This window comes from Streptomyces aurantiaciflavus (genome assembly GCF_049808595.1).
Lineage (GTDB): Bacteria > Actinomycetota > Actinomycetes > Streptomycetales > Streptomycetaceae > Streptomyces.
Genome location: NZ_JBNCAQ010000018.1, coordinates 14,648 through 33,109 on the forward strand (window position 1 = coordinate 14,648; position 18,462 = coordinate 33,109).

23 protein-coding genes are annotated in these 18,462 nt (G+C 70.0%); 10 read left to right on the forward strand and 13 right to left on the reverse strand.

All coding sequences use genetic code 11. The features are described 5' to 3' along the window. Nucleotides 1-96 precede the first annotated feature (96 nt). From ACPT94_RS22080 to ACPT94_RS22095, 4 genes are all read left to right on the forward strand, one after another. Nucleotides 97-897 (forward strand): ABC transporter permease, encoded by an 801-nt coding sequence (locus ACPT94_RS22080; RefSeq protein ID WP_425246705.1) that lies wholly within the window; start codon nt 97-99, stop codon nt 895-897. Nucleotides 898-946: 49 nt separating this feature from the next. Then, complete coding sequence (locus ACPT94_RS22085; RefSeq protein ID WP_425246706.1) at nt 947-1,711, forward strand: ABC transporter permease; 765 nt, start codon at nt 947-949, stop codon at nt 1,709-1,711. 9 nt (nt 1,712-1,720) lie between these two features. Continuing rightward, entirely contained in the window at nt 1,721-2,737 is a 1,017-nt protein-coding gene (locus ACPT94_RS22090) for an ABC transporter ATP-binding protein (protein WP_425246619.1), read from the forward strand. An 89-nt stretch (nt 2,738-2,826) separates the two neighbouring features. Beyond that, on the forward strand, nt 2,827-3,618 hold the full coding sequence (locus tag ACPT94_RS22095; protein ID WP_425246620.1) for a DUF1707 SHOCT-like domain-containing protein: 792 nt from the start codon (nt 2,827-2,829) through the stop codon (nt 3,616-3,618). A 64-nt stretch (nt 3,619-3,682) separates the two neighbouring features. Here ACPT94_RS22095 and rdgB read toward each other — a convergent pair whose 3' ends face one another. The 4 genes from rdgB to ACPT94_RS22115 all read right to left on the reverse strand — a co-directional run bounded on the left by rdgB (nt 3,683) and on the right by ACPT94_RS22115 (nt 6,019). Further along, complete coding sequence (rdgB, locus tag ACPT94_RS22100; protein WP_425246621.1) at nt 3,683-4,285, reverse strand: RdgB/HAM1 family non-canonical purine NTP pyrophosphatase; 603 nt, start codon at nt 4,283-4,285, stop codon at nt 3,683-3,685. A gap of 37 nt (nt 4,286-4,322) precedes the next feature. Further along, entirely contained in the window at nt 4,323-4,730 is a 408-nt protein-coding gene (locus ACPT94_RS22105) for a hypothetical protein (RefSeq protein WP_425246707.1), read from the reverse strand. A 118-nt stretch (nt 4,731-4,848) separates the two neighbouring features. Beyond that, on the reverse strand, nt 4,849-5,586 hold the full coding sequence (rph, locus tag ACPT94_RS22110) for a ribonuclease PH (RefSeq protein WP_425246622.1): 738 nt from the start codon (nt 5,584-5,586) through the stop codon (nt 4,849-4,851). Nucleotides 5,587-5,773: 187 nt separating this feature from the next. Further along, on the reverse strand, nt 5,774-6,019 hold the full coding sequence (locus ACPT94_RS22115) for a PTS sugar transporter subunit IIB (RefSeq protein ID WP_189941525.1): 246 nt from the start codon (nt 6,017-6,019) through the stop codon (nt 5,774-5,776). A gap of 161 nt (nt 6,020-6,180) precedes the next feature. On the opposite strand from ACPT94_RS22115, the gene ACPT94_RS22120 reads away from it, so the two are divergent. Continuing rightward, a complete protein-coding gene (locus ACPT94_RS22120; protein WP_425246623.1) occupies nt 6,181-7,482 on the forward strand; it encodes a PTS transporter subunit EIIC in 1,302 nt (433 codons plus the stop codon). Between the two features lie 122 nt (nt 7,483-7,604). After that, on the forward strand, nt 7,605-8,858 hold the full coding sequence (locus ACPT94_RS22125) for a PTS transporter subunit EIIC (RefSeq protein ID WP_425246624.1): 1,254 nt from the start codon (nt 7,605-7,607) through the stop codon (nt 8,856-8,858). Nucleotides 8,859-8,948: 90 nt separating this feature from the next. On the opposite strand, the gene ACPT94_RS22130 is transcribed toward ACPT94_RS22125, so the two are convergent. Further along, the gene (locus tag ACPT94_RS22130; protein WP_425246625.1) at nt 8,949-9,701 is read right to left on the reverse strand and encodes an MBL fold metallo-hydrolase; all 753 of its coding nucleotides are present in this window, start codon (nt 9,699-9,701) and stop codon (nt 8,949-8,951) included. A 282-nt stretch (nt 9,702-9,983) separates the two neighbouring features. Between ACPT94_RS22130 and ACPT94_RS22135 the strand changes: the two genes are divergently transcribed. Further along, nucleotides 9,984-10,496 carry a type II toxin-antitoxin system PemK/MazF family toxin gene (locus ACPT94_RS22135; protein ID WP_425246626.1) on the forward strand — a complete coding sequence of 171 codons (513 nt, stop codon included), beginning with the start codon at nt 9,984-9,986 and terminating at the stop codon, nt 10,494-10,496. Between the two features lie 13 nt (nt 10,497-10,509). On the opposite strand, the gene ACPT94_RS22140 is transcribed toward ACPT94_RS22135, so the two are convergent. The 7 genes from ACPT94_RS22140 to clpS form a co-directional block, all read right to left on the reverse strand. Next, nucleotides 10,510-11,460 (reverse strand): PLP-dependent cysteine synthase family protein, encoded by a 951-nt coding sequence (locus tag ACPT94_RS22140; RefSeq protein WP_425246627.1) that lies wholly within the window; start codon nt 11,458-11,460, stop codon nt 10,510-10,512. 17 nt (nt 11,461-11,477) lie between these two features. Beyond that, nucleotides 11,478-11,756, reverse strand: a complete 279-nt coding sequence (locus tag ACPT94_RS22145; protein ID WP_397958832.1) for a MoaD/ThiS family protein — start codon at nt 11,754-11,756, stop codon at nt 11,478-11,480. A gap of 112 nt (nt 11,757-11,868) precedes the next feature. Next, nucleotides 11,869-11,964, reverse strand: a complete 96-nt coding sequence (locus tag ACPT94_RS22150; protein WP_425246628.1) for a putative leader peptide — start codon at nt 11,962-11,964, stop codon at nt 11,869-11,871. 122 nt (nt 11,965-12,086) lie between these two features. Beyond that, entirely contained in the window at nt 12,087-12,509 is a 423-nt protein-coding gene (locus tag ACPT94_RS22155; RefSeq protein WP_425246629.1) for a M67 family metallopeptidase, read from the reverse strand. Nucleotides 12,510-12,642: 133 nt separating this feature from the next. Continuing rightward, the gene (locus tag ACPT94_RS22160; RefSeq protein ID WP_425246630.1) at nt 12,643-14,076 is read right to left on the reverse strand and encodes an amino acid permease; all 1,434 of its coding nucleotides are present in this window, start codon (nt 14,074-14,076) and stop codon (nt 12,643-12,645) included. A gap of 343 nt (nt 14,077-14,419) precedes the next feature. Beyond that, on the reverse strand, nt 14,420-15,022 hold the full coding sequence (locus ACPT94_RS22165) for a DUF2017 domain-containing protein (protein ID WP_425246631.1): 603 nt from the start codon (nt 15,020-15,022) through the stop codon (nt 14,420-14,422). Between the two features lie 11 nt (nt 15,023-15,033). Next, the gene (gene clpS / locus ACPT94_RS22170) at nt 15,034-15,351 is read right to left on the reverse strand and encodes an ATP-dependent Clp protease adapter ClpS (RefSeq protein WP_425246708.1); all 318 of its coding nucleotides are present in this window, start codon (nt 15,349-15,351) and stop codon (nt 15,034-15,036) included. A 136-nt stretch (nt 15,352-15,487) separates the two neighbouring features. Here clpS and ACPT94_RS22175 point away from each other — a divergent pair, with 136 nt between their 5' ends. From ACPT94_RS22175 to ACPT94_RS22185, 3 genes are all read left to right on the forward strand, one after another. Beyond that, nucleotides 15,488-16,834 carry a nicotinate phosphoribosyltransferase gene (locus ACPT94_RS22175; RefSeq protein WP_425246632.1) on the forward strand — a complete coding sequence of 449 codons (1,347 nt, stop codon included), beginning with the start codon at nt 15,488-15,490 and terminating at the stop codon, nt 16,832-16,834. A 106-nt stretch (nt 16,835-16,940) separates the two neighbouring features. Continuing rightward, on the forward strand, nt 16,941-17,528 hold the full coding sequence (locus ACPT94_RS22180) for an isochorismatase family protein (RefSeq protein ID WP_425246633.1): 588 nt from the start codon (nt 16,941-16,943) through the stop codon (nt 17,526-17,528). A 29-nt stretch (nt 17,529-17,557) separates the two neighbouring features. Next, nucleotides 17,558-18,019 carry a hypothetical protein gene (locus tag ACPT94_RS22185; protein ID WP_425246634.1) on the forward strand — a complete coding sequence of 154 codons (462 nt, stop codon included), beginning with the start codon at nt 17,558-17,560 and terminating at the stop codon, nt 18,017-18,019. 56 nt (nt 18,020-18,075) lie between these two features. Here ACPT94_RS22185 and ACPT94_RS22190 read toward each other — a convergent pair whose 3' ends face one another. Further along, nucleotides 18,076-18,411 carry a hypothetical protein gene (locus ACPT94_RS22190; RefSeq protein ID WP_425246635.1) on the reverse strand — a complete coding sequence of 112 codons (336 nt, stop codon included), beginning with the start codon at nt 18,409-18,411 and terminating at the stop codon, nt 18,076-18,078. Nucleotides 18,412-18,462: the final 51 nt, after the last annotated feature.

Consider the following 18,462-nt stretch of genomic DNA (forward strand, 5'->3'; position numbering starts at 1 on the left):
GCGTCACCCGTCGGCCCGGGAAATCGCGTGGCACGCGACCTCGGCGGCGTACTAGGCTCCTGCGCTTCGGCGTCGGGAGGTCGGGAGGCGGTTGCCGTGGGTTCGGCGCGGTTGTACGCGGCCGTCGCAGCAGGGGGTTTCCGAAGGTACGCGACCTATCGGGCGGCCACGGCCGCGGGGGTGTTCACCAATACCGTTTTCGGCCTGATCCTCGTCTACACATACCTGGCGTTGTGGGACCAGCGGCCGCACCTCGGGGGCTACGACCAGGCGCAGGCGGTCACGTTCGTGTGGCTGGGGCAGGCGTTGTACGCGACGCTGGCGATCCAGGGCGGCGGCTTCGAGACGGAGCTCATGGAGCGTATCCGTACGGGTGACGTCGCGATCGATCTGTACCGGCCGGCCGATCTCCAAGTGTGGTGGCTGGCGAACGACTTGGGGCGGGCGCTGTTCCAGCTGCTGGGACGCGGGGTGATCCCGTTCGCGTTCGGGGTGCTCGTCTTTCCCACGGCGCTCCCGGACGATCCGGGGACGTGGCTGGCGTTCCTGGTGGCCGTCCTGCTCGCGATGGTCGTCAGCTTCGCGATCCGTTTCCTGGTGGCGCTGAGCGGGTTCTGGCTGCTGGACGGCACGGGCGCGCTGCAGGTGCTGATGGTCACCGGCATCTTCTGCTCGGGGATGACGCTGCCGTTGAACGCCTTCCCGGGGCCGCTCGGCGACATCGTCCGGGTGCTGCCGTGGGCGGCTCAGCTGCAGATGCCGGCCGATGTGCTGATGGGGAAGGCGGATCCGCTGCCCGCGTTCGCCTTCCAGGCGGCGTGGGCGGTGGTGCTGCTGGCGGCCGGGCGGCTGGTGCAGTCGGCGGCGACCCGGCGGGTGGTGGTCCAGGGTGGCTGAGCGCAACAGGGTGCTGGAGGGGCTGAGGGCCTACCGGCTGATCGCCGGGATGTGGATCCGTTCGACGATGGCCTACCGGCTGTCGTTCGCGATGACCGCGTTCGGCGGTCTGGTGGTGACCGGGCTGGACTTTGTCGCGATCTTGCTGATGTTCTCGCAGGTCGATGTGCTCGGCGGCTACACGCTGCCCGAGATCGCCTTCCTCTACGGGCTGTCCGCGACGTCCTTCGGGATCGCGGACCTGGCGATCGGCTCGGCGGGCCGGCTGGGCACGCGGGTGCGGGACGGCACGCTGGACACGCTGCTGGTGCGGCCCGCGCCGGTGCTGGCCCAGGTCGCGGCGGACCGTTTCGCGCTGCGCCGGATCGGCCGGATCAGCCAGGGGGCGCTGGTGCTGGGTTACGCGCTGGTCGCGCTGGACGTGAGCTGGACGCCGGCCAAGGTGCTGCTGCTGCCGGTGATGCTGGTGTCCGGTGGGGTGATCTTCTGCGCGGTGTTCGTCGCGGGCGCGTCCTTCCAGTTCGTGGCGCAGGACGCGTCGGAGGTGCAGGCCGCGTTCACGTACGGCGGCCAGACGCTGCTCCAGTATCCGCCGACCGTGTTCGGCAAGGAGCTGGTGCGCGGGGTGACGTTCATTTTCCCGCTGGCTTTCGTCAACTGGGTGCCGGCGGCCTACGTCCTGGGACGGCCGTATCCGCTGGGCGTTCCGCGGTGGGCGGCGTTCGCGCCGCCGCTGGTGGCGGTGGCGTGCTGCGCGCTGGCGGGGCTGGCGTGGCGGGCGGGGCTGCGGTCGTATCGGAGCACGGGGAGTTAGGGGTCTGTCATGGAGGCGGCGTTCATCGAACTGGACCGCGTGGAGAAGGTCTTCGACGTGCGGAAGAAGGCCGGCTTCCTCAAGCGGGAGCGGCGGCGGGTGCGGGCGGTCGACTCGATCTCCTTCACCGTGGCGCGCGGCGAGATGGTCGGCTACATCGGGCCGAACGGCGCCGGGAAGTCGACGACGATCAAGATGCTGACGGGGATCCTGACCCCGAGCGGCGGCCGGCTGCGGGTGGCGGGCATCGACCCGTCCCGGGAGCGGACACGCCTGGCGCACCGCATCGGTGTGGTGTTCGGGCAGCGTACGACCCTGTGGTGGGACCTCCCGCTGATCGACTCCTACCGGCTGATGCACCGCATGTACCGCATCCCGGACGACCGTTACCGCGAGAACCTCGACCGGCTCGTCGAACTCCTCGAACTGTCCGCCCTGTTGGACGTGCCCGTACGGCAGCTGTCGCTGGGCCAGCGGATGCGCGGCGACATCGCGGCGGCCCTGCTGCACGACCCCGACGTCCTCTACCTCGACGAGCCGACGATCGGCCTGGACGTCGTCTCCAAGGGGCGGGTGCGGGAGTTCCTGCGCGAGCTGAACGCCGAACGCGGCACCACGGTCCTGCTCACCACCCACGACCTCCAGGACATCGAGCAGCTCTGCTCCCGGGTGATGGTCATCGACCACGGGCGCCTGGTCTACGACGGCGCTCTCGCCGGGCTGCACGAGGCGGGTGATAGCGAGCGGACCCTGGTGGTGGACCTGGAGCGGGAGCTCCCGCCGATCGAGGCGGGCCCGGCCGCCCGGGTGGTCCGGGTGGAGGGGCCCCGGCAGTGGCTGGCGTTCCCGGCGTCGGAGTCGGCGGCGCCGCTGGTGGCGCGGATCGCGGCGGACTATCCGCTGGTGGACCTGTCGGTGCGGGAACCGGACATCGAGGCGGTGATCGCGAAGATGCTGCACGCCTCGGGGGACTCCCCCGAGCCCCCGACGCAACGGACCGAGCAGGCCGGAACGACGGCTTCCTGAACGGCCGGGCTCGCCCCCGGCCCGCGTTTCTCCCGCGGCCCGTGCTCATCCGTGGCCCTCGCACAGGGTCAACTCGTAGGCTGCTGTGCATGACCGACGACGCACTCCCGGACCTGCGCGCCTCCGACGCCGACCGTGAACGGGTCGCCGAAGTCCTGCGGGACGCCGTGGCCGAGGGCCGGCTCGACATGGCGGAGTTCGAGGAGCGGCTCGACGCCACGTACCGGGCGCGGACGTACGGCGAGCTGGCGCCGCTCACCCGGGACCTGCCGGTCGCGCAGGTGGCCGTGCCGCCCGCGGTGTCGCTGCGCAAGCAGCCGCAGGCGGACGGGGGTTGGGCCGGGCGGATCGTGGGCGGCGAGGGGTCGTCCACGTGGGCCGTGGCCGTGATGTCCGGCTTCCAGCGCAAGGGGCGCTGGACGGCTCCCCGGCGTTTCAACTGCTTCGCCTTCTGGGGCGGCGGGGAACTGGATCTGCGTGAGGCGAACTTCGCCGCCGGCGAGGTGGTGATCAACTGCGTGGCGATCATGGGCGGGATGAGCATCATCGTGCCCCCGGGCGTCGAGGTCGACGTACGCGGCATCGGCGTCATGGGCGGCTTCGACGACGGGGAGACGGGCATCCCCGGCGACCCCGGCGCACCGCGGGTGGTGGTGACCGGGTTCGCCTTCTGGGGCGGGGTCGGCGTCGAGCGCAAGCTGACGCGTGAGGAGCGCCGGCAGGCCAAGCTGGAGCGGAGGCGCGCGCGGGAGCAGGAGCGGCAGGCGCGGCTGGAGCGGCGGCAGGCCCGTGACGAGGAGCGGCGGGCGCGGCGGGAGCTGCACGGCGGCGACTTCCACAAGGAGCGCCGGGAGGACCGGCGGGGGCACCTCGAGCACTGAAACCGGCGTCGATGCCGGGGGTGGGCCGCGCAGCCCGCGCCGTCGGGGTGCCCGCTGGCCGCTGTCAGCCCAGCAACTCCCGCACGACCGGCACCAGTGCACGGAACGCCTTCCCCCGGTGGCTGATCGCGTTCTTCTCCTCGGGGGTCAGCTCGGCGCACGTACGCGTCTCGCCCTCCGGCTGGAGGATCGGGTCGTAGCCGAAGCCGTTCGTGCCGGCGGGGGTGTGGCGCAGGACGCCCCGCAGTTGGCCCTCGACCACCCGCTCCGTGCCGTCCGGCAGGGCGAGGGCGGCGGCGCAGGCGAAGTGGGCGCCCCGGTGTTCGTCGGCGATGTCGGAGAGCTGGGCCAGGAGCAGCTCCAGGTTGGCGCGGTCGTCGCCGTGCCTGCCGGACCAGCGGGCCGAGAAGATGCCCGGGGCGCCGTTGAGAACGTCCACGCACAGTCCCGAGTCGTCGGCGACGGCCGGGAGGCCGGTGGCCCGGGCGAGGGCGTGGGCCTTGAGGAGGGCGTTCTCGGCGAAGGTCACGCCGGTTTCCTTGACGTCGGGGACGTCGGGGTAGGCGTCCGCGCCGACGAGGTCGTGGGGCAGGCCTGCGTCGGTGAGGATCGCCCTTAGTTCGGTGATCTTTCCGGCGTTGCGGGTGGCGAGGATCAGGCGGGTCATGGCCCCCAGTATCGCGGGGGCCGGTGCCCGGGGTGCGTCACGGGGTGCAGACCTTCGTCAGTTCGCCCGCCGCGTCCGTGACCGGGGACAGGTCCGGGGTCTCGTCGCCGTTCTTCACCGCCGTGCGGACGTTGCCGACGGCCTTGTTCAGGTCGTCGACCGCCTTGTTGACGTCGGCGTTGTCGGTCGTGTCGCCGATCTTGTCGAGGTTCTTGTCGATGGAGTCGAGGGACTCCTCGAGCTGGGTGGGGTCGTTCGACGCGTTCTCCACGGCCTGCTGGAGTTCGGTGACGCTGTCGGCTATGGCGTCGGCGGTCTGGACGCAGTCGAGTGCCTTGTTGACGGCGTCGCAGCCGGTGGTCGTCAGTCCCACGGTGAGGGCGACGGCCGCCGTGGCGGCGGCGATGGCGGTACGGCGGCCTCGGTGGCGTCGGCTCGCGGCCATGGACATGGCGGTGTTCCTCCCCTTGTGCAGGCCTTCCGAGGCCCCCGTCGTGTACTGCCCAAGACGCCGGGGCGGGCGGCGCGGTTGCCCGCGCGCCCGGCCCTTCTTGGCGTGCTCTTTACTTTTCCAGGACCGTATCAAGGGCGGTGCGCTGCAGGACAGCGAGTTCCGTGCAGCCGGAAACCGCCAGGTCGAGCAGGGCGTCGAGCTCCTCGCGGGCGAAGGGCGTGGCCTCGGCGGTGCCCTGGACCTCGACGAAGCGGCCGTCGCCGGTGCAGACGACGTTCATGTCGGTCTCGGCGCGGACGTCCTCCTCGTAGCAGAGGTCCAGCAGCGGGACGCCGCCGACGATGCCCACCGACACCGCCGAGACCGTGCCGGTGAGCGGCTGGCGGCCGGCCTTGATCAGCTTCTTGCGCTGGGCCCAGGCGACCGCGTCGGCGAGGGCGACGTAGGCGCCGGTGATGGCCGCGGTGCGGGTGCCGCCGTCGGCCTGGAGCACGTCGCAGTCGAGGACGATGGTGTTCTCGCCGAGCGCCTTGTAGTCGATGACGGCGCGCAGGGAGCGGCCGATGAGGCGGGAGATCTCGTGGGTACGGCCGCCGATCTTGCCCTTGACGGACTCACGGTCGCCGCGGGTGTTGGTGGCGCGGGGCAGCATGGAGTACTCCGCGGTGACCCAGCCCTCGCCGCTGCCCTTGCGCCAGCGGGGGACGCCTTCGGTGACGGAGGCCGTGCAGAAGACCTTCGTGTCGCCGAAGGAGACGAGGACGGAGCCCTCGGCGTGCTTGCTCCAGCCGCGTTCGAGGGTGACCGGGCGGAGCTGTTCGGGGGTGCGGCCGTCGATTCGAGACATGCCGCTGAGCCTAGCCGTAGCCGTGGAAGGGGCCCCTCCCACGGTGGGAAAGGGCCCCTGCCGAGTGAGACGAGCGAGAGGGCTCGCCGCCGCACGTGCCCGGCGAACGGGGCTCAACTCACGTCATCGCTCATGTCACCGCTCGTGTCATCCGGTGAGCGGAGCTCGGTCATTCAGTGAGCGGGGCTCACATCATGTCCTCGATCTCCGCGGCGATCGGGTCGGCGTCCGTGCCGATGACGACCTGGATCGCGGTGCCCATCTTCACGACGCCGTGGGCGCCGGCGGCCTTCAGGGCGGCCTCGTCGACCAGCGCGGGGTCGGAGACCTCGGTACGGAGCCGGGTGATGCAGCCCTCGATCTCCTCGATGTTGTCGATGCCACCGAGCCCGGCGACGATCTTCTCAGCCTTGCTGGAAAGTTTGCTGGCCATGTTCCGTCTCCCTGAATTGCCTGATGCGAACCGCTTTGCCGCAGTAACCCACAGTTGGCCCAACTTCGCGAGCGATCGTGCTGGACGTACCGAAAGATGACGTCACACCAACGAAATCGTCCGTAGCTGGTCTACACCACCTGACAGGCGGTCGCCAAACCATGAGTGCCGAGAGCGCCGACTCCAGGGTCGGTCCCGCGCGGGCCCGTTGGAACCGACTGTTCCAGGGACTGCAGAAGATGGGACGCAGTCTCCAGCTGCCGATCGCGGTGCTGCCGGCCGCCGGCATCCTCAACCGGCTCGGCCAGCCGGACGTGTTCGGGGACGACGGTCTGGGCTGGACGGACGTCTCCAAGGTGATGACGGGCGCCGGCGGCGCGCTGCTCGACGGCCAGTTGGGGCTGCCGCTGCTGTTCTGCGTGGGCGTCGCCATCGGCATGGCGAAGAAGGCCGACGGCTCGACGGCGCTGGCGGCGGTGACGGGGTTCCTCGTCTACTACAACGTGCTGCGGCAGTTCCCGGAGGACTGTCCCGAGGGGGCGAAGGCCATCCCCGGCATCGGCTGTCTGGACACGGTCGAGGGGACGGTGACGGCGTTCACCTTCCAGAACCCGGGCGTCTTCGGCGGCATCGTCATGGGTCTGCTGGCGGCCTACTTCTGGGCGCGGTTCCATCGCACGCGGCTGGTCGACTGGCTGGGATTCTTCAACGGGCGGCGGCTGGTGCCGATCATCATGGCGTTCGTGGCCATCGTCTTCGCGGCCCTGTGCCTGTGGATCTGGCCGCCGATCGGTGACGCGCTGGAGAGCTTCAGCGACTGGCTCGACGGGCTGGACGCCTGGGGCGCGGGCATCTTCGGCGTCGCGAACCGGGCGTTGCTGGTGGTCGGCCTGCACCAGTTCCTGAACGTGCCCATCTGGTTCCAGTTCGGCAGTTACACCAAGCCGGACGGGACGGTGGTGCACGGCGACATCAACATGTTCCTGGCGGGCGACCCGGACGCCGGCCAGTTCACCTCGGGCTTCTTCCCGATCATGATGTTCGCGCTCCCCGCCGCCGCCCTCGCCATCACCCACTGCGCCCGGCCGGACCGCCGCAAGGAGATCGGCGGCCTGATGCTGTCGGTGGCGCTGACGTCGTTCGTCACGGGCATCACGGAACCGATCGAGTACTCGTTCCTGTTCGTGGCGCCCCTGCTGTACGTGGTGCACGCGCTGCTGACGGGTGTGTCGATGGCGGTGACGTGGGGGCTGGGGGTGCACGACGGGTTCAGCTTCTCGGCCGGCCTCATCGACTACGTCATCAACTGGAACCTGGCGACGAAGCCGTGGGCGATCATCCCGATCGGGCTGTGCTTCGCCGTCGTCTACTACGTGGTCTTCCGTTTCGCGATCACGAAGTTCGATCTGAAGACGCCGGGGCGGGAAAGGGAGGAGGAGCGGGAGGACATCACCAAGGCCTGAAAAACGGGTGCTGAGCGTAGCGCTCCGAATGCGGTTCTGACGGGTTCCTTATATCGCCCTCATCGTGCTAGAACATGGTCTACACCACTGAGTGGTGTAGACCACCACGATGGAGGAAGTCTATGAGCACCGCCACCGCGCCTACGGCGGCCCCCACGAAGAAGTGGGGATCCGGCCTGTTCCAGGGCCTGCAGAAGGTCGGCCGCAGCCTGCAGCTGCCCATCGCCGTGCTGCCGGCGGCGGGTCTGCTGCTGCGGCTCGGGCAGGCCGACGTGTTCGGCAAGGACGGCCTCGGCTGGGACAAGGTCGCAGCCGTGTTCGCCACTGCCGGTGGAGCCCTCTTCGACAATCTGCCGATGCTGTTCTGCATCGGTGTGGCGATCGGCTTCGCCAAGAAGGCGGACGGCTCGACCGCGCTGGCAGCCCTGGTCGGCTTCCTGGTCTACAGCAACGTCCTGAAGGCCTTCCCGGTCACCGAGGCCAAGGTGCAGGCCGGGGCGGACATAGCCGCGACCTACAACAACCCCGGTGTCCTCGGCGGCATCCTCATGGGCCTGCTGTCCGCCGTGCTCTGGCAGCGCTTCCACCGGACCAAGCTGGTGGACTGGCTCGGCTTCTTCAACGGCCGCCGTCTGGTGCCGATCATCATGGCCTTCGTCGGCACGCTCATGGGCGTCTTCTTCGGCCTGGTCTGGGAGCCGATCGGTGAGGTCATCTCCGACTTCGGCGAGTGGATGACCGGCCTCGGCGCCTTCGGCGCGGCGCTGTTCGGTCTCATCAACCGCGCGCTGATCCCGATCGGCATGCACCAGTTCGTCAACACCGTCACCTGGTTCCAGCTCGGCGACTTCAAGGACGCCGCGGGCGAGCTCGTCCACGGTGACCTGAACCGCTTCTTCGCCGGCGACCCGACCGCCGGTCAGTTCATGTCGGGCTTCTTCCCGATCATGATGTTCGGACTGCCGGCCGCCGCGATCGCGATCGCCCACGCCGCCCGTCCCGAGCGCCGCAAGGCCGTGATGGGCATGATGGTCTCGCTCGCGCTGACCTCGTTCGTGACCGGTGTGACCGAACCGATCGAGTTCTCGTTCCTGTTCATCGCGCCGGTGCTGTACGCGATCCACGCGGTGCTCACCGCCCTGTCCATGGCGGTCACCTGGGCGCTCGGCGTCCACGCGGGCTTCACCTTCTCCGCGGGCGCCATCGACTACGGCCTGAACTGGAACCTCGCCACCAAGCCCTGGCTGATCATCCCCATCGGCCTGGTCTTCGCCGCGATCTACTACTTCGTCTTCCGCTTCGCCATCACGAAGTTCAACCTCCCCACCCCGGGCCGCGAGCCCGAGGAGGAGGTCGAGGACCTCACCAAGGCGTAGGCCGCCCGCGCGGCACGCACGAGGCCCCCGGAGCCCTGAACTGCTCCGGGGGCCTTCGTCGTGCTCGAAGTCTGTGCAAGTCCGTGAAGGTCAGATCTCGTACGTGACCCTCGGCGCCGCCAGCTCGACCGGACCGTCGTAGACCTCCCGCGCGTCCGCGAGGTTGACCTGCGGGTCGGTCCACGGGGGGATGTGGGTGAGGACCAGGCGGCGGGCGCCCGCGCGGGCCGCCGTCTCACCTGCCTCACGGCCGTTGAGGTGGAGGTCGGGGATGTTCTCCTTGCCGTGCGTGAAGGCGGCCTCGCACAGGAACAGGTCGGCGTCGCGGGCGAGTTCGTCGAGGGCCGCGCTGACACCCGTGTCGCCGGAGTAGGTCAGCGTCCTCCCGCCGTGTTCGACGCGGATGCCGTAGGCCTCCACCGGGTGGGCCACCCGCTCGGTGTGGACCGTGAAGGGGCCGATGTCGAAGGTGGAGGGCTTGACCGTGTGGAAGTCGAAGACCTCGCTCATGGAGGAGGCCGAGGGGGTGTCGGCGTAGGCCGTGGTGAGGCGGTGCTCCGTGCCCTCCGGTCCGTAGACCGGGATGGGGTCGCAGCGTCCGCCGTCGTGCCGGTAGTAGCGCGCCACGAAGTACGCGCACATGTCGATGCAGTGGTCGGCGTGCAGATGACTCAGGAAGATCGCGTCGAGGTCGTAGAGACCGCAGTGGCGCTGCAGCTCGCCCAGGGCGCCGTTGCCCATGTCGAGAAGCAGCCGGTAGCCGTCGGCCTCGACGAGGTAGCTCGAGCAGGCCGATTCCGCGGACGGGAACGACCCCGAGCAGCCGACGACGGTGAGCTTCATAAAGCAGAAACCTCCGTTGGCGGGAACCGAAGAGATATGCCGGGAAAGATCGTGAAACGAACGGTCGTGAAAGGGGCGACGGGGGTCGTGCGGTTCGTCGAGCGTAAGGCGCAAAACGTCTGGTCGCTCCTCCGCCAGGGGCCGTTGTGGGCGAACTCACCTGTGCTGTCACCGGATCGGCTGGTCTCGGTGGGGGTACCCGCACGTCTTTCGGGCTGTGGGGGAGCGTGGAGGGCGTGAGAGGGCGCGCGCTGTCGGATGCGCGCCGGTAACGTCTTCCTCATGGACACGTCCTGGTGGCTGGCGCTCGCGGCGGTGGTGCTGCTCGCGCTCGTCGCCACGCTCGTCGACGGCTGGGGACGCGGTCGTCGCCCCGCGGGGCGCAGGTCGCGGCCGCCGGGCCGGCCGGCCCGAGGGCACGGGGTGGCGGGGCGGCCGCAGCCGGCGGAGATCTGGTGGGCGAACGTGCCGTTCGAGGACGGACCAGAATCAAAAGGGGCCGCGCGCAGCGCGTCGGGTAGGGCGGCGGTGGGAGACGGGCGGGCGAAGGACCGGCCCTGTCTGGTGCTGGTGGTGCGCGGGGACCGGGTGACGGTCGCGAAGATCACCAGCAGGTACCGCGACGAGCGGTCCGGGGTGATCCCGCTGCCGCCGGGCGCCGTCGGCGACGCGCAGGGACGGCCGAGCTTCCTGGAGACGGACGAACTGCGCCAGGTGCCGGTGGCGCACTTCCGGCGCCGGGTGGGTGTGGTGGACCCGGTCCTGTGGGACCAGGTCCGTCACCTGACGAGGTAGGGCCTGCCGCGGCTCACGCCCAGAGCTGGCCCTGGAGGGTCTCGATCGCTTCCTCGGTCGTCGCGGCGGTGTAGACGCCGGTGGAGAGGTACTTCCAGCCGCCGTCGGCCACGACGAACACGATGTCGGCGCTCTCCCCCGCCTTGAGCGCCTTCCTGCCCACGCCGATCGCGGCGTGCAGCGCGGCGCCCGTGGAGACGCCCGCGAAGATGCCCTCCTGCTGGAGCAGCTCACGGGTGCGGGTGACCGCGTCCGCGGAGCCGACGGAGAAACGGGTGGTCAGGACGGAGGCGTCGTACAGCTCGGGTACGAAGCCCTCGTCGAGGTTGCGCAGGCCGTAGACGAGGTCGTCGTAGCGCGGCTCCGCGGCGACGATCCTGACGTCGGGTTTGTGCTCGCGGAGGTAGCGGCCGACGCCCATCAGGGTGCCGGTGGTGCCGAGGCCCGCGACGAAGTGGGTGACGGACGGGAGGTCGGCGAGGATCTCCGGCCCGGTCGTGGCGTAGTGGGCGCCCGCGTTGTCGGGGTTGCCGTACTGGTAGAGCATCACCCAGTCGGGGTGCTCGGCGGCCAGCTCCTTCGCGACGCGTACGGCGGTGTTGGAGCCGCCCGCGGCCGGGGAGGAGATGATCTCGGCGCCCCACATGCCGAGCAGGTCCCGGCGTTCCTGGGAGGTGTTCTCGGGCATCACGCAGACCATGCGGTAGCCCTTGAGCTTGGCCGCCATGGCGAGGGAGATGCCGGTGTTGCCGCTGGTCGGCTCCAGGATGGTGCAGCCGGGCGTCAGACGGCCGTCCTTCTCCGCCTGCTCGATCATGTGCAGGGCGGGGCGGTCCTTGACCGAGCCGGTGGGGTTGCGGTCCTCCAGCTTGGCCCAGATGCGGACCTCGGGGGACGGCGACAGCCGCGGCAGGCGCACCAGAGGGGTGTTGCCCACCGCGGCCAGCGGGGAGTCGTAACGCATGAGCGGTCAGCGACCTGTCAGGCCATGCCGCCGGCCACGGCCGGCAGGATCGTCACGGTGTCGCCGTCGGTCAGCTTGGTGTTGATGCCGTCGACGAAGCGGACGTCCTCGTCGTTCAGGTAGACGTTGACGAAGCGGCGCAGCTGGCCGTCGTCCACGATGCGGGCCTGGATGCCCGCATGCCGGGTCTCGAGGTCGGCGAACAGGTCGGCGAGGGTGTCACCGCTGCCCTCCACCGCCTTCTGACCGTCGGTGTACTGGCGGAGGATGGTGGGGATGCGGACCTCGATGGCCATGGCTCAGGGCTCCTGTCGGGAGTGGTCAGGTCGGTAAGCGCGCGGCAGCGCAGGTACAGCGGGGTCGAGCGTCGCGCCGCGGCTCACGGGCCGTACGGCGGCAGGGGCAGCGTCAACAGATGGCGCTGGCGAGCCTGCACAGGTCGACGTGCAGCCGCGCCACGAGCAGTACGCCCGGCGTCTTCTCGCTCACGTCGTTCACAACCATGGGCTCATCGTATCGATTCCCGCCCCGGGCCCTTGAGTGTGATCCCACATCGTGGACGGAATACGGCCGAGCAGTGAGACACACCAGTTCTGCGCCCTGCTGGCGTCCTGCTGGACGGCCGCTCAGTACGCCTCGACGATCCTGACCTCCTCCTCGGTGACCTCGCCCTCGACGATCCGGAAGGAGCGGAACTGGAACTCGCCGAGTCCGTCGGTGTCGGCGGTGGAGACGAGGACGTAGTGGGCGCCGGGCTCGTTGGCGTAGGAGATGTCGGTGCGGGAGGGGTGGGCCTCGGTCGCGGTGTGGGAGTGGTAGATGACCACCGGCTCCTCGTCGCGGTCGTCCATCTCGCGGTACAGCTTGAGCAGGTCGCCGGAGTCGAACTCGTAGAACGTGGGCGACATGGCCGCGTTCAGCATGGGGATGAAGCGCTCGGGGCGGTCCGAGCCCGCCGGGCCCGCGACGACGCCGCATGCCTCGTCGGGGTGGTCCTTGCGCGCGTGCGCGACGATCTCGTCGACGAGGGCCTGGGTGATGGTCAGCATGCTCGTCAGCATAAGCAGAGGGGCCCTTCCGTACCGAAGAGCGGTACGGAAGGGCCCACATCGCGGACGTCCTGAGCGGCAGCCGGAGGGGGCGCCACGAGTGCTCCCTGCGGCCGGACGTCCTCGGTGGTGGTCAGCCCACCTTCTCCAGGTGCGTCTCGCGGCGCCGGGTGACCTCGGGGTTGCGGGACTTCAGCACGGCCCAGCCGATGGCGAGGGCGGCGGCCCAGCCGGCCATCACGTACAGGCAGACGCGGGAGTCGGCGTCGTAGGCGATGAGGCCCGTGACGAAGAGCAGGAACACGATGGCGATGTAGGAGCACACCGCGCCGCCCGGCGCCGGGAAGGACGAGGCGGGCAGTCGGCCCGCGTCGACCGCGCGGCGGTAGAGGACGTGGCTGACCAGGATCATCAGCCAGGTCCAGATGCCGGCCGCGGTGGCGACGGAGGTGACGTAGCCGAAGGCCTTCTCCGGGACGACGTAGTTCAGGACCACGCCGATGCCCATGAAGAGGACCGAGACGGTGATGCCGAAGGCCGGCGTCTTGGTCGAGGACAGCTTCTTGAAGGCCGCGGGGGCCTCGCCGCTCTCGGCCAGGTTCCGCAGCATGCGGCCCGTGGAGTACATGCCGGAGTTGCAGGAGGACAGCGCGGCGGTCAGCACGACGAAGTTGACGATGCCCGCGCCGGCCGGGATGCCGATCTTCGCGAAGGCGGCGACGAAGGGCGAGACGCCCGGGGCGAACTCGGTCCACTTCACGACGCAGAGGATGACGGTGAGAGCGCCGACGTAGAACAGCGCGATGCGCCAGGGCAGGGAGTTGATCGCCTTGGGGAGGGTCTTCTCCGGGTTCTCGGACTCGCCGGCCGTGACACCGACCAGCTCGACGGCGAGGTAGGCGAACATGACGCCCTGCAGGGTCATCAGGGAGGAGCCGATGCCCTTGGGGAAGAAGCCGTCGAAGGCCCACAGGTTGGAGACGGCGGCGGTGTCGCCGGCGGAGCTGAAGCCGAAGGTGAGCACGCCCAGGCCGATGACGATCATGCCGATGAGCGCGGTGACCTTGACCATCGAGAACCAGAACTCCAGCTCACCGAAGAGCTTCACGGAGATCAGGTTGACCCCGAAGAGGATCACCAGGAAGACCAGGGCCGTCACCCACTGAGGGATGGACGGGAACCAGTAGTTGACGTAGATCGCGGCGGCCGTCAGCTCGGCCATGCCGGTGACGACCCACATCAGCCAGTACGTCCAGCCGGTGAAGTAGCCGAAGAACGGGCCGAGGAACTCACGGGAGTACTCGGCGAAGGAGCCCGAGACCGGGCGGTAGAGCAGGAGCTCACCGAGCGCCCGCATGATGAAGAAGATGATCACGCCCGCGAGGGCGTACATGAAGATGAGGCTGGGGCCGGCCTTGGCGATGTTCGCCCCGGCTCCCAGGAACAGGCCGACGCCGATGGCGCCGCCGATCGCGATCATCTGGACCTGGCGACTGCCGAGTCCGCGCTCGTACCCCTCTTCAGAATCTTTCGGGGCCTTGTCCGTGTCGACCTGAGCGGAGGTCATGTCGTGGTGCGCCTTTCTCCATGCCGACCCGGGCCTTCGTCGGCCTCGGATCGGGTCTCGATCCCCCCGGATTGATGGAGCTGAGCGGGTTTCGCGGGCCCGCCCGTGCCTGGCCGACGATCCGTCGGCCACGTGGCGCACCCGGCGGACATTCGGGTGGTGTTCGCCGGGCGGTCGTGAAGATTTATCACGCCCGCAATATTGATCACCGAGGGTGGATGTGGCGCATCACACAAGAAGAAGCGGTCAAACAGGGCACAAAAGGGACACAGTCGGCCGCACCGGTAACGCGATCGTTATCCGGATTTGAGCGTCCGCTGAGCGAACACAAAACCCTCACATGTCACGTCATAAGGGTGGAGACGAGGGTCTCCTGAAGCCCGCCCAGCCACAGGTACGCCATCACCATCGGCTTGCGCGGGTCCTCGTCCGGAAGCCGGTAGAGGAGATCGGTGTCCTCCTCGTCGGTGATCTCCAGCCGGGAGCCGATCGCCAGGCGCAGGTCGTTGAGCGCGCCGAGCCACTGCCGGGACTGCTCGGGCGACAGCGACAGCACCGCCACCTCCCGGTCGTCGACGGTCAGCGCGTCCAGGGAGCGCACCATCGCGAGGGCGTTCTCGCGCTTGCCGGCCCGCAGGTCGTTCTCGGTGTAGCGGCGGAACTCGGCGGAGTACGTCCGCTGCTCCTGCGCCTGAGCGGGCCCCGGGGACGCCTCGGGGTCGGTGTAGGCGTCGGGGAACAGGCGCCTGAGGACCGGGTCGGCGGGGGGTTCGCTCGGGCCCTCGGCGAAGAGCTCGGCGAGCGGGTCGTCGGGGGCGTCCTCGGCGGGGCCGGGGCCGATGAGCTCCAGGAGCTGCACGGCCAGCGACCGGATGATGGAGATCTCGACGTCGTCGAGGGCGACGGCCGCGCCGCCGCCGGGGAGCGGTTCGAAGTGTCCTGGCATGGGTGAGGTGACTACTTCCGGTCCTGCTGGAGGGTGGCCCACAGACCGTAGCCGTGCATCGCCTGCACGTCGCGTTCCATCTCCTCGCGGGTACCGCTGGAGACGACCGCCCGGCCCTTGTGGTGGACATCGAGCATGAGCTTGGTGGCCTTGTCCTTGGAGTAGCCGAAGTACGTCTGGAAGACGTACGTCACATAGCTCATGAGGTTCACCGGGTCGTTGTGGACGATGGTGATCCAGGGGACGTCCGGCTCAGGTACGGCGAAGACCTCCTCCGCCGACTCGGTGCGTTCGATCTCTACGGGAGCGGGTGACGTCACAGGGCCCATGCTGCCACGCATCACTGAAATCGTCACACCGACGAAAAGGGAGTACGATCTCGCCATGCCGCATACCCCGGGGGACGCCCCCCGGACCCCCGGCCGCCCCGGGGGTACCCGAGAATTCGTGACTAGGAGAGCTACCGTGGATGTAGCGGACCTTGGGTTGCCCGTGGACGTCCCCTCGACGGCACTGTTCACGGACCAGTACGAGTTGACGATGCTGCAGGCCGCGATGAAGGCCGGTACCGCCGGGCGGCGCAGCGTGTTCGAGGTCTTCACCCGGCGGCTGCCGGAGGGGCGGCGCTACGGCGTGGTCGCGGGCACCGGCCGGGTCCTGGACGCCGTGGAGAACTTCCGTTTCGACGCGGGCGTGCTGGGCTTCCTGCGGGAACGGAAGATCGTCGACGAGGAGACGCTGGACTGGCTCGGCGCGTACCGCTTCTCGGGTGACATCTGGGGCTATCCGGAGGGCGAGGTGTACTTCCCGGGCTCGCCGATCATGCGGGTCGAGGGCTCCTTCGCCGAGTGCGTGCTCCTGGAGACCGTGATCCTTTCGATCCTCAACCACGACTCGGCGATCGCCGCGGCCGCCTCCCGGATGGCCTCCGCGGCCGGGGAGCGCCCGCTGATCGAGATGGGTGCCCGCCGCACCCACGAGCTGTCCGCGGTGGCCGCCTCCCGCGCCGCGTACGTCGGCGGTTTCACCACCACCTCCGACCTGGCGGCCGGCTTCCGCTACGGCATCCCCACGGTGGGGACGAGCGCCCACGCCTTCACCCTGCTGCACGACAGCGAGCGCGACGCCTTCCGCGCCCAGGTCGACTCCCTGGGCCGTGGCACCACCCTCCTCGTGGACACGTACGACGTCGCCGAGGCGGTCCGTACGGCGGTGGAGATCGCCGGGCCCGAACTGGGCGCGGTCCGCATCGACTCCGGCGACCTGCTGCTCGTCGCCCACCGGGTGCGCGCCCAGCTCGACGAGCTGGGGGCCGCCGACACGCGGATCATCGTCACCTCGGACCTCGACGAGTACGCGATCGCCTCACTGGCCGCGGCCCCCGTGGACGCGTACGGCGTCGGCACCCAGCTGGTGACCGGCTCCGGGCACCCGACGTGCTCGATGGTCTACAAGCTGGTCGCCCGCGCCGAGTCCGCCGCTCCCAAGGCGCCGCTGGTACCGGTGGCGAAGAGGTCGACCGGCGGCAAGACCTCCGTCGGCGGCCGCAAGTGGGCCGCGCGGCGCCTGGACGAGGACGGCGTGGCGGAGGCCGAGGTCGTCGGCACCGGGCCGGTCCCCGAGTCGCTGGCCGACCGGCAGCTGCTGGTGGAGCTGGTCAAGGGCGGCGAGATAGTGGCCCGCGAGCCGCTGGACGTCGTCCGCGACCGGCACATCGCGGCCCGGGCCGGTCTGCCGCTGTCCGCGACACAGCTCTCGCGCGGGGAACCCGTCATTCCGACGGAGTATGTACAGGGGCGCTCGGGTAGCTAGGACCCGTGCCGACCCGCACGCCCAGCACGCCCCGCCATGCCCCCTCCCGCACCGCCGCCGAAGTCTCTAGGCTCGTAGTTTCACCCATAGTCGAAGGACACCCACCATGCGCCGCGCCTTGATCGTCGTTGACGTGCAGAACGACTTCTGCGAGGGGGGCAGCCTCGCGGTGGCCGGGGGTGCCGACGTGGCCGCCGCGATCACCGAGCTGATCGGGCAGGCTCCCGCCGGATACCGGCATGTCGTGGCCACCCGCGACCACCACATCGCCCCCGGCGGCCACTTCGCCGACAATCCCGACTACGTCCACTCCTGGCCCGCGCACTGCGTCGCCGGCACCGAGGGCGTGGGCTTCCATCCGAACTTCGCCCCGGCGGTCGCCTCCGGCGCCATCGACGCCGTCTTCGACAAGGGCGCCTACGCGGCCGCCTACAGCGGCTTCGAGGGCGCCGACGAGAACGGCGTGCACCTGGGCGACTGGCTGCGCGCCCGGGAGATCGACGAGGTCGACGTCGTCGGCATCGCCACCGACCACTGCGTCCGGGCCACCGCCCTGGACGCGGCCCGGGAGGGGTTCCGCACCCAGGTCCTCCTCGACCTGACCGCCGGCGTGGCCCAGGAGACCACCGAGCGGGCGATCGAGGAGATGAGAGAGGCGGGCGTGGAGCTGTCCGGCAAGCCGGTCGTGCAGTAGGCGCCCGGAACCGTCCGCGCGGGCATCTCATGAGCACCTTCGCCGGCCGGCTCGACGGCGCCTGGGAGTGGTGGTCCGCCGCCGTCGAGGACGCCCAGGAAGGGCGCTGGGTGCGGGACGCCCTGGAGCGGCAGGTGATGGCGGACATCAGGGCCGCCACCCACGCCCTGCACGACGGCCGGCTCCCCCCGTTCACCGCGGACTCGTGGCATGTACGCATCGGCCGGATCGCCAACTGGGCCGGTGTGCTCCGGCTGGCCGCCCGGGCGGGCGGCTGGCGGCTGCACCCCGTGGCCGGGCACGGCCCGCCGCGGCCCGCGGGCATGGCCGAGCTGCTGTCGGGCATCTACGCGGTCGGCGAGCAGGGCGAGCTGTGGATGCGGCGGCTCCTGGCGGGCGAGGCGCCGCCGGAGGACGAGATCGCCCGGGCCGAGGCCTTCCTCACCGGACCCGGGTCCGTCGAGGATCTCGAACTGTTCTTCTACGACTGACCGCGACCAGGACCGACCACGACCGACCGGTGCGCGTGTCCGGTCAGGGCCGCCCCCTACGTCTGCGCCGCCGGTCTGCGCAGCAGCGACCTGATCGGTCGCCACAGCTCCGGGACCGTCGTGACGACGCCGTTGTCCGGGTCCGTACGCCATATCAGGCCGTCGGGGTGGTGCAGGACCGCCGTGATCTCGTCCGGGGTGGGCGGGGCCGCGTTGCCGCGGAGGTAGACGGCGCGAAGACCCAGGTTGCGGAGCCTGGTCAGGGCTCGGGCGCGGTTCTGGGCGAGGACGAGGACGCGCACGCCGGTGACGGCGTCGGCCATGGGGCTGGGCAGGTTCAGTGCCACCACCACCATGCCGTCCGGCAGCTTGCAGAAGCCTCCTGCGGCCATGCGGTCACACCCCCGTGTGTCTCGGAGTCGATGCAGGTGTCAATAAGAAAA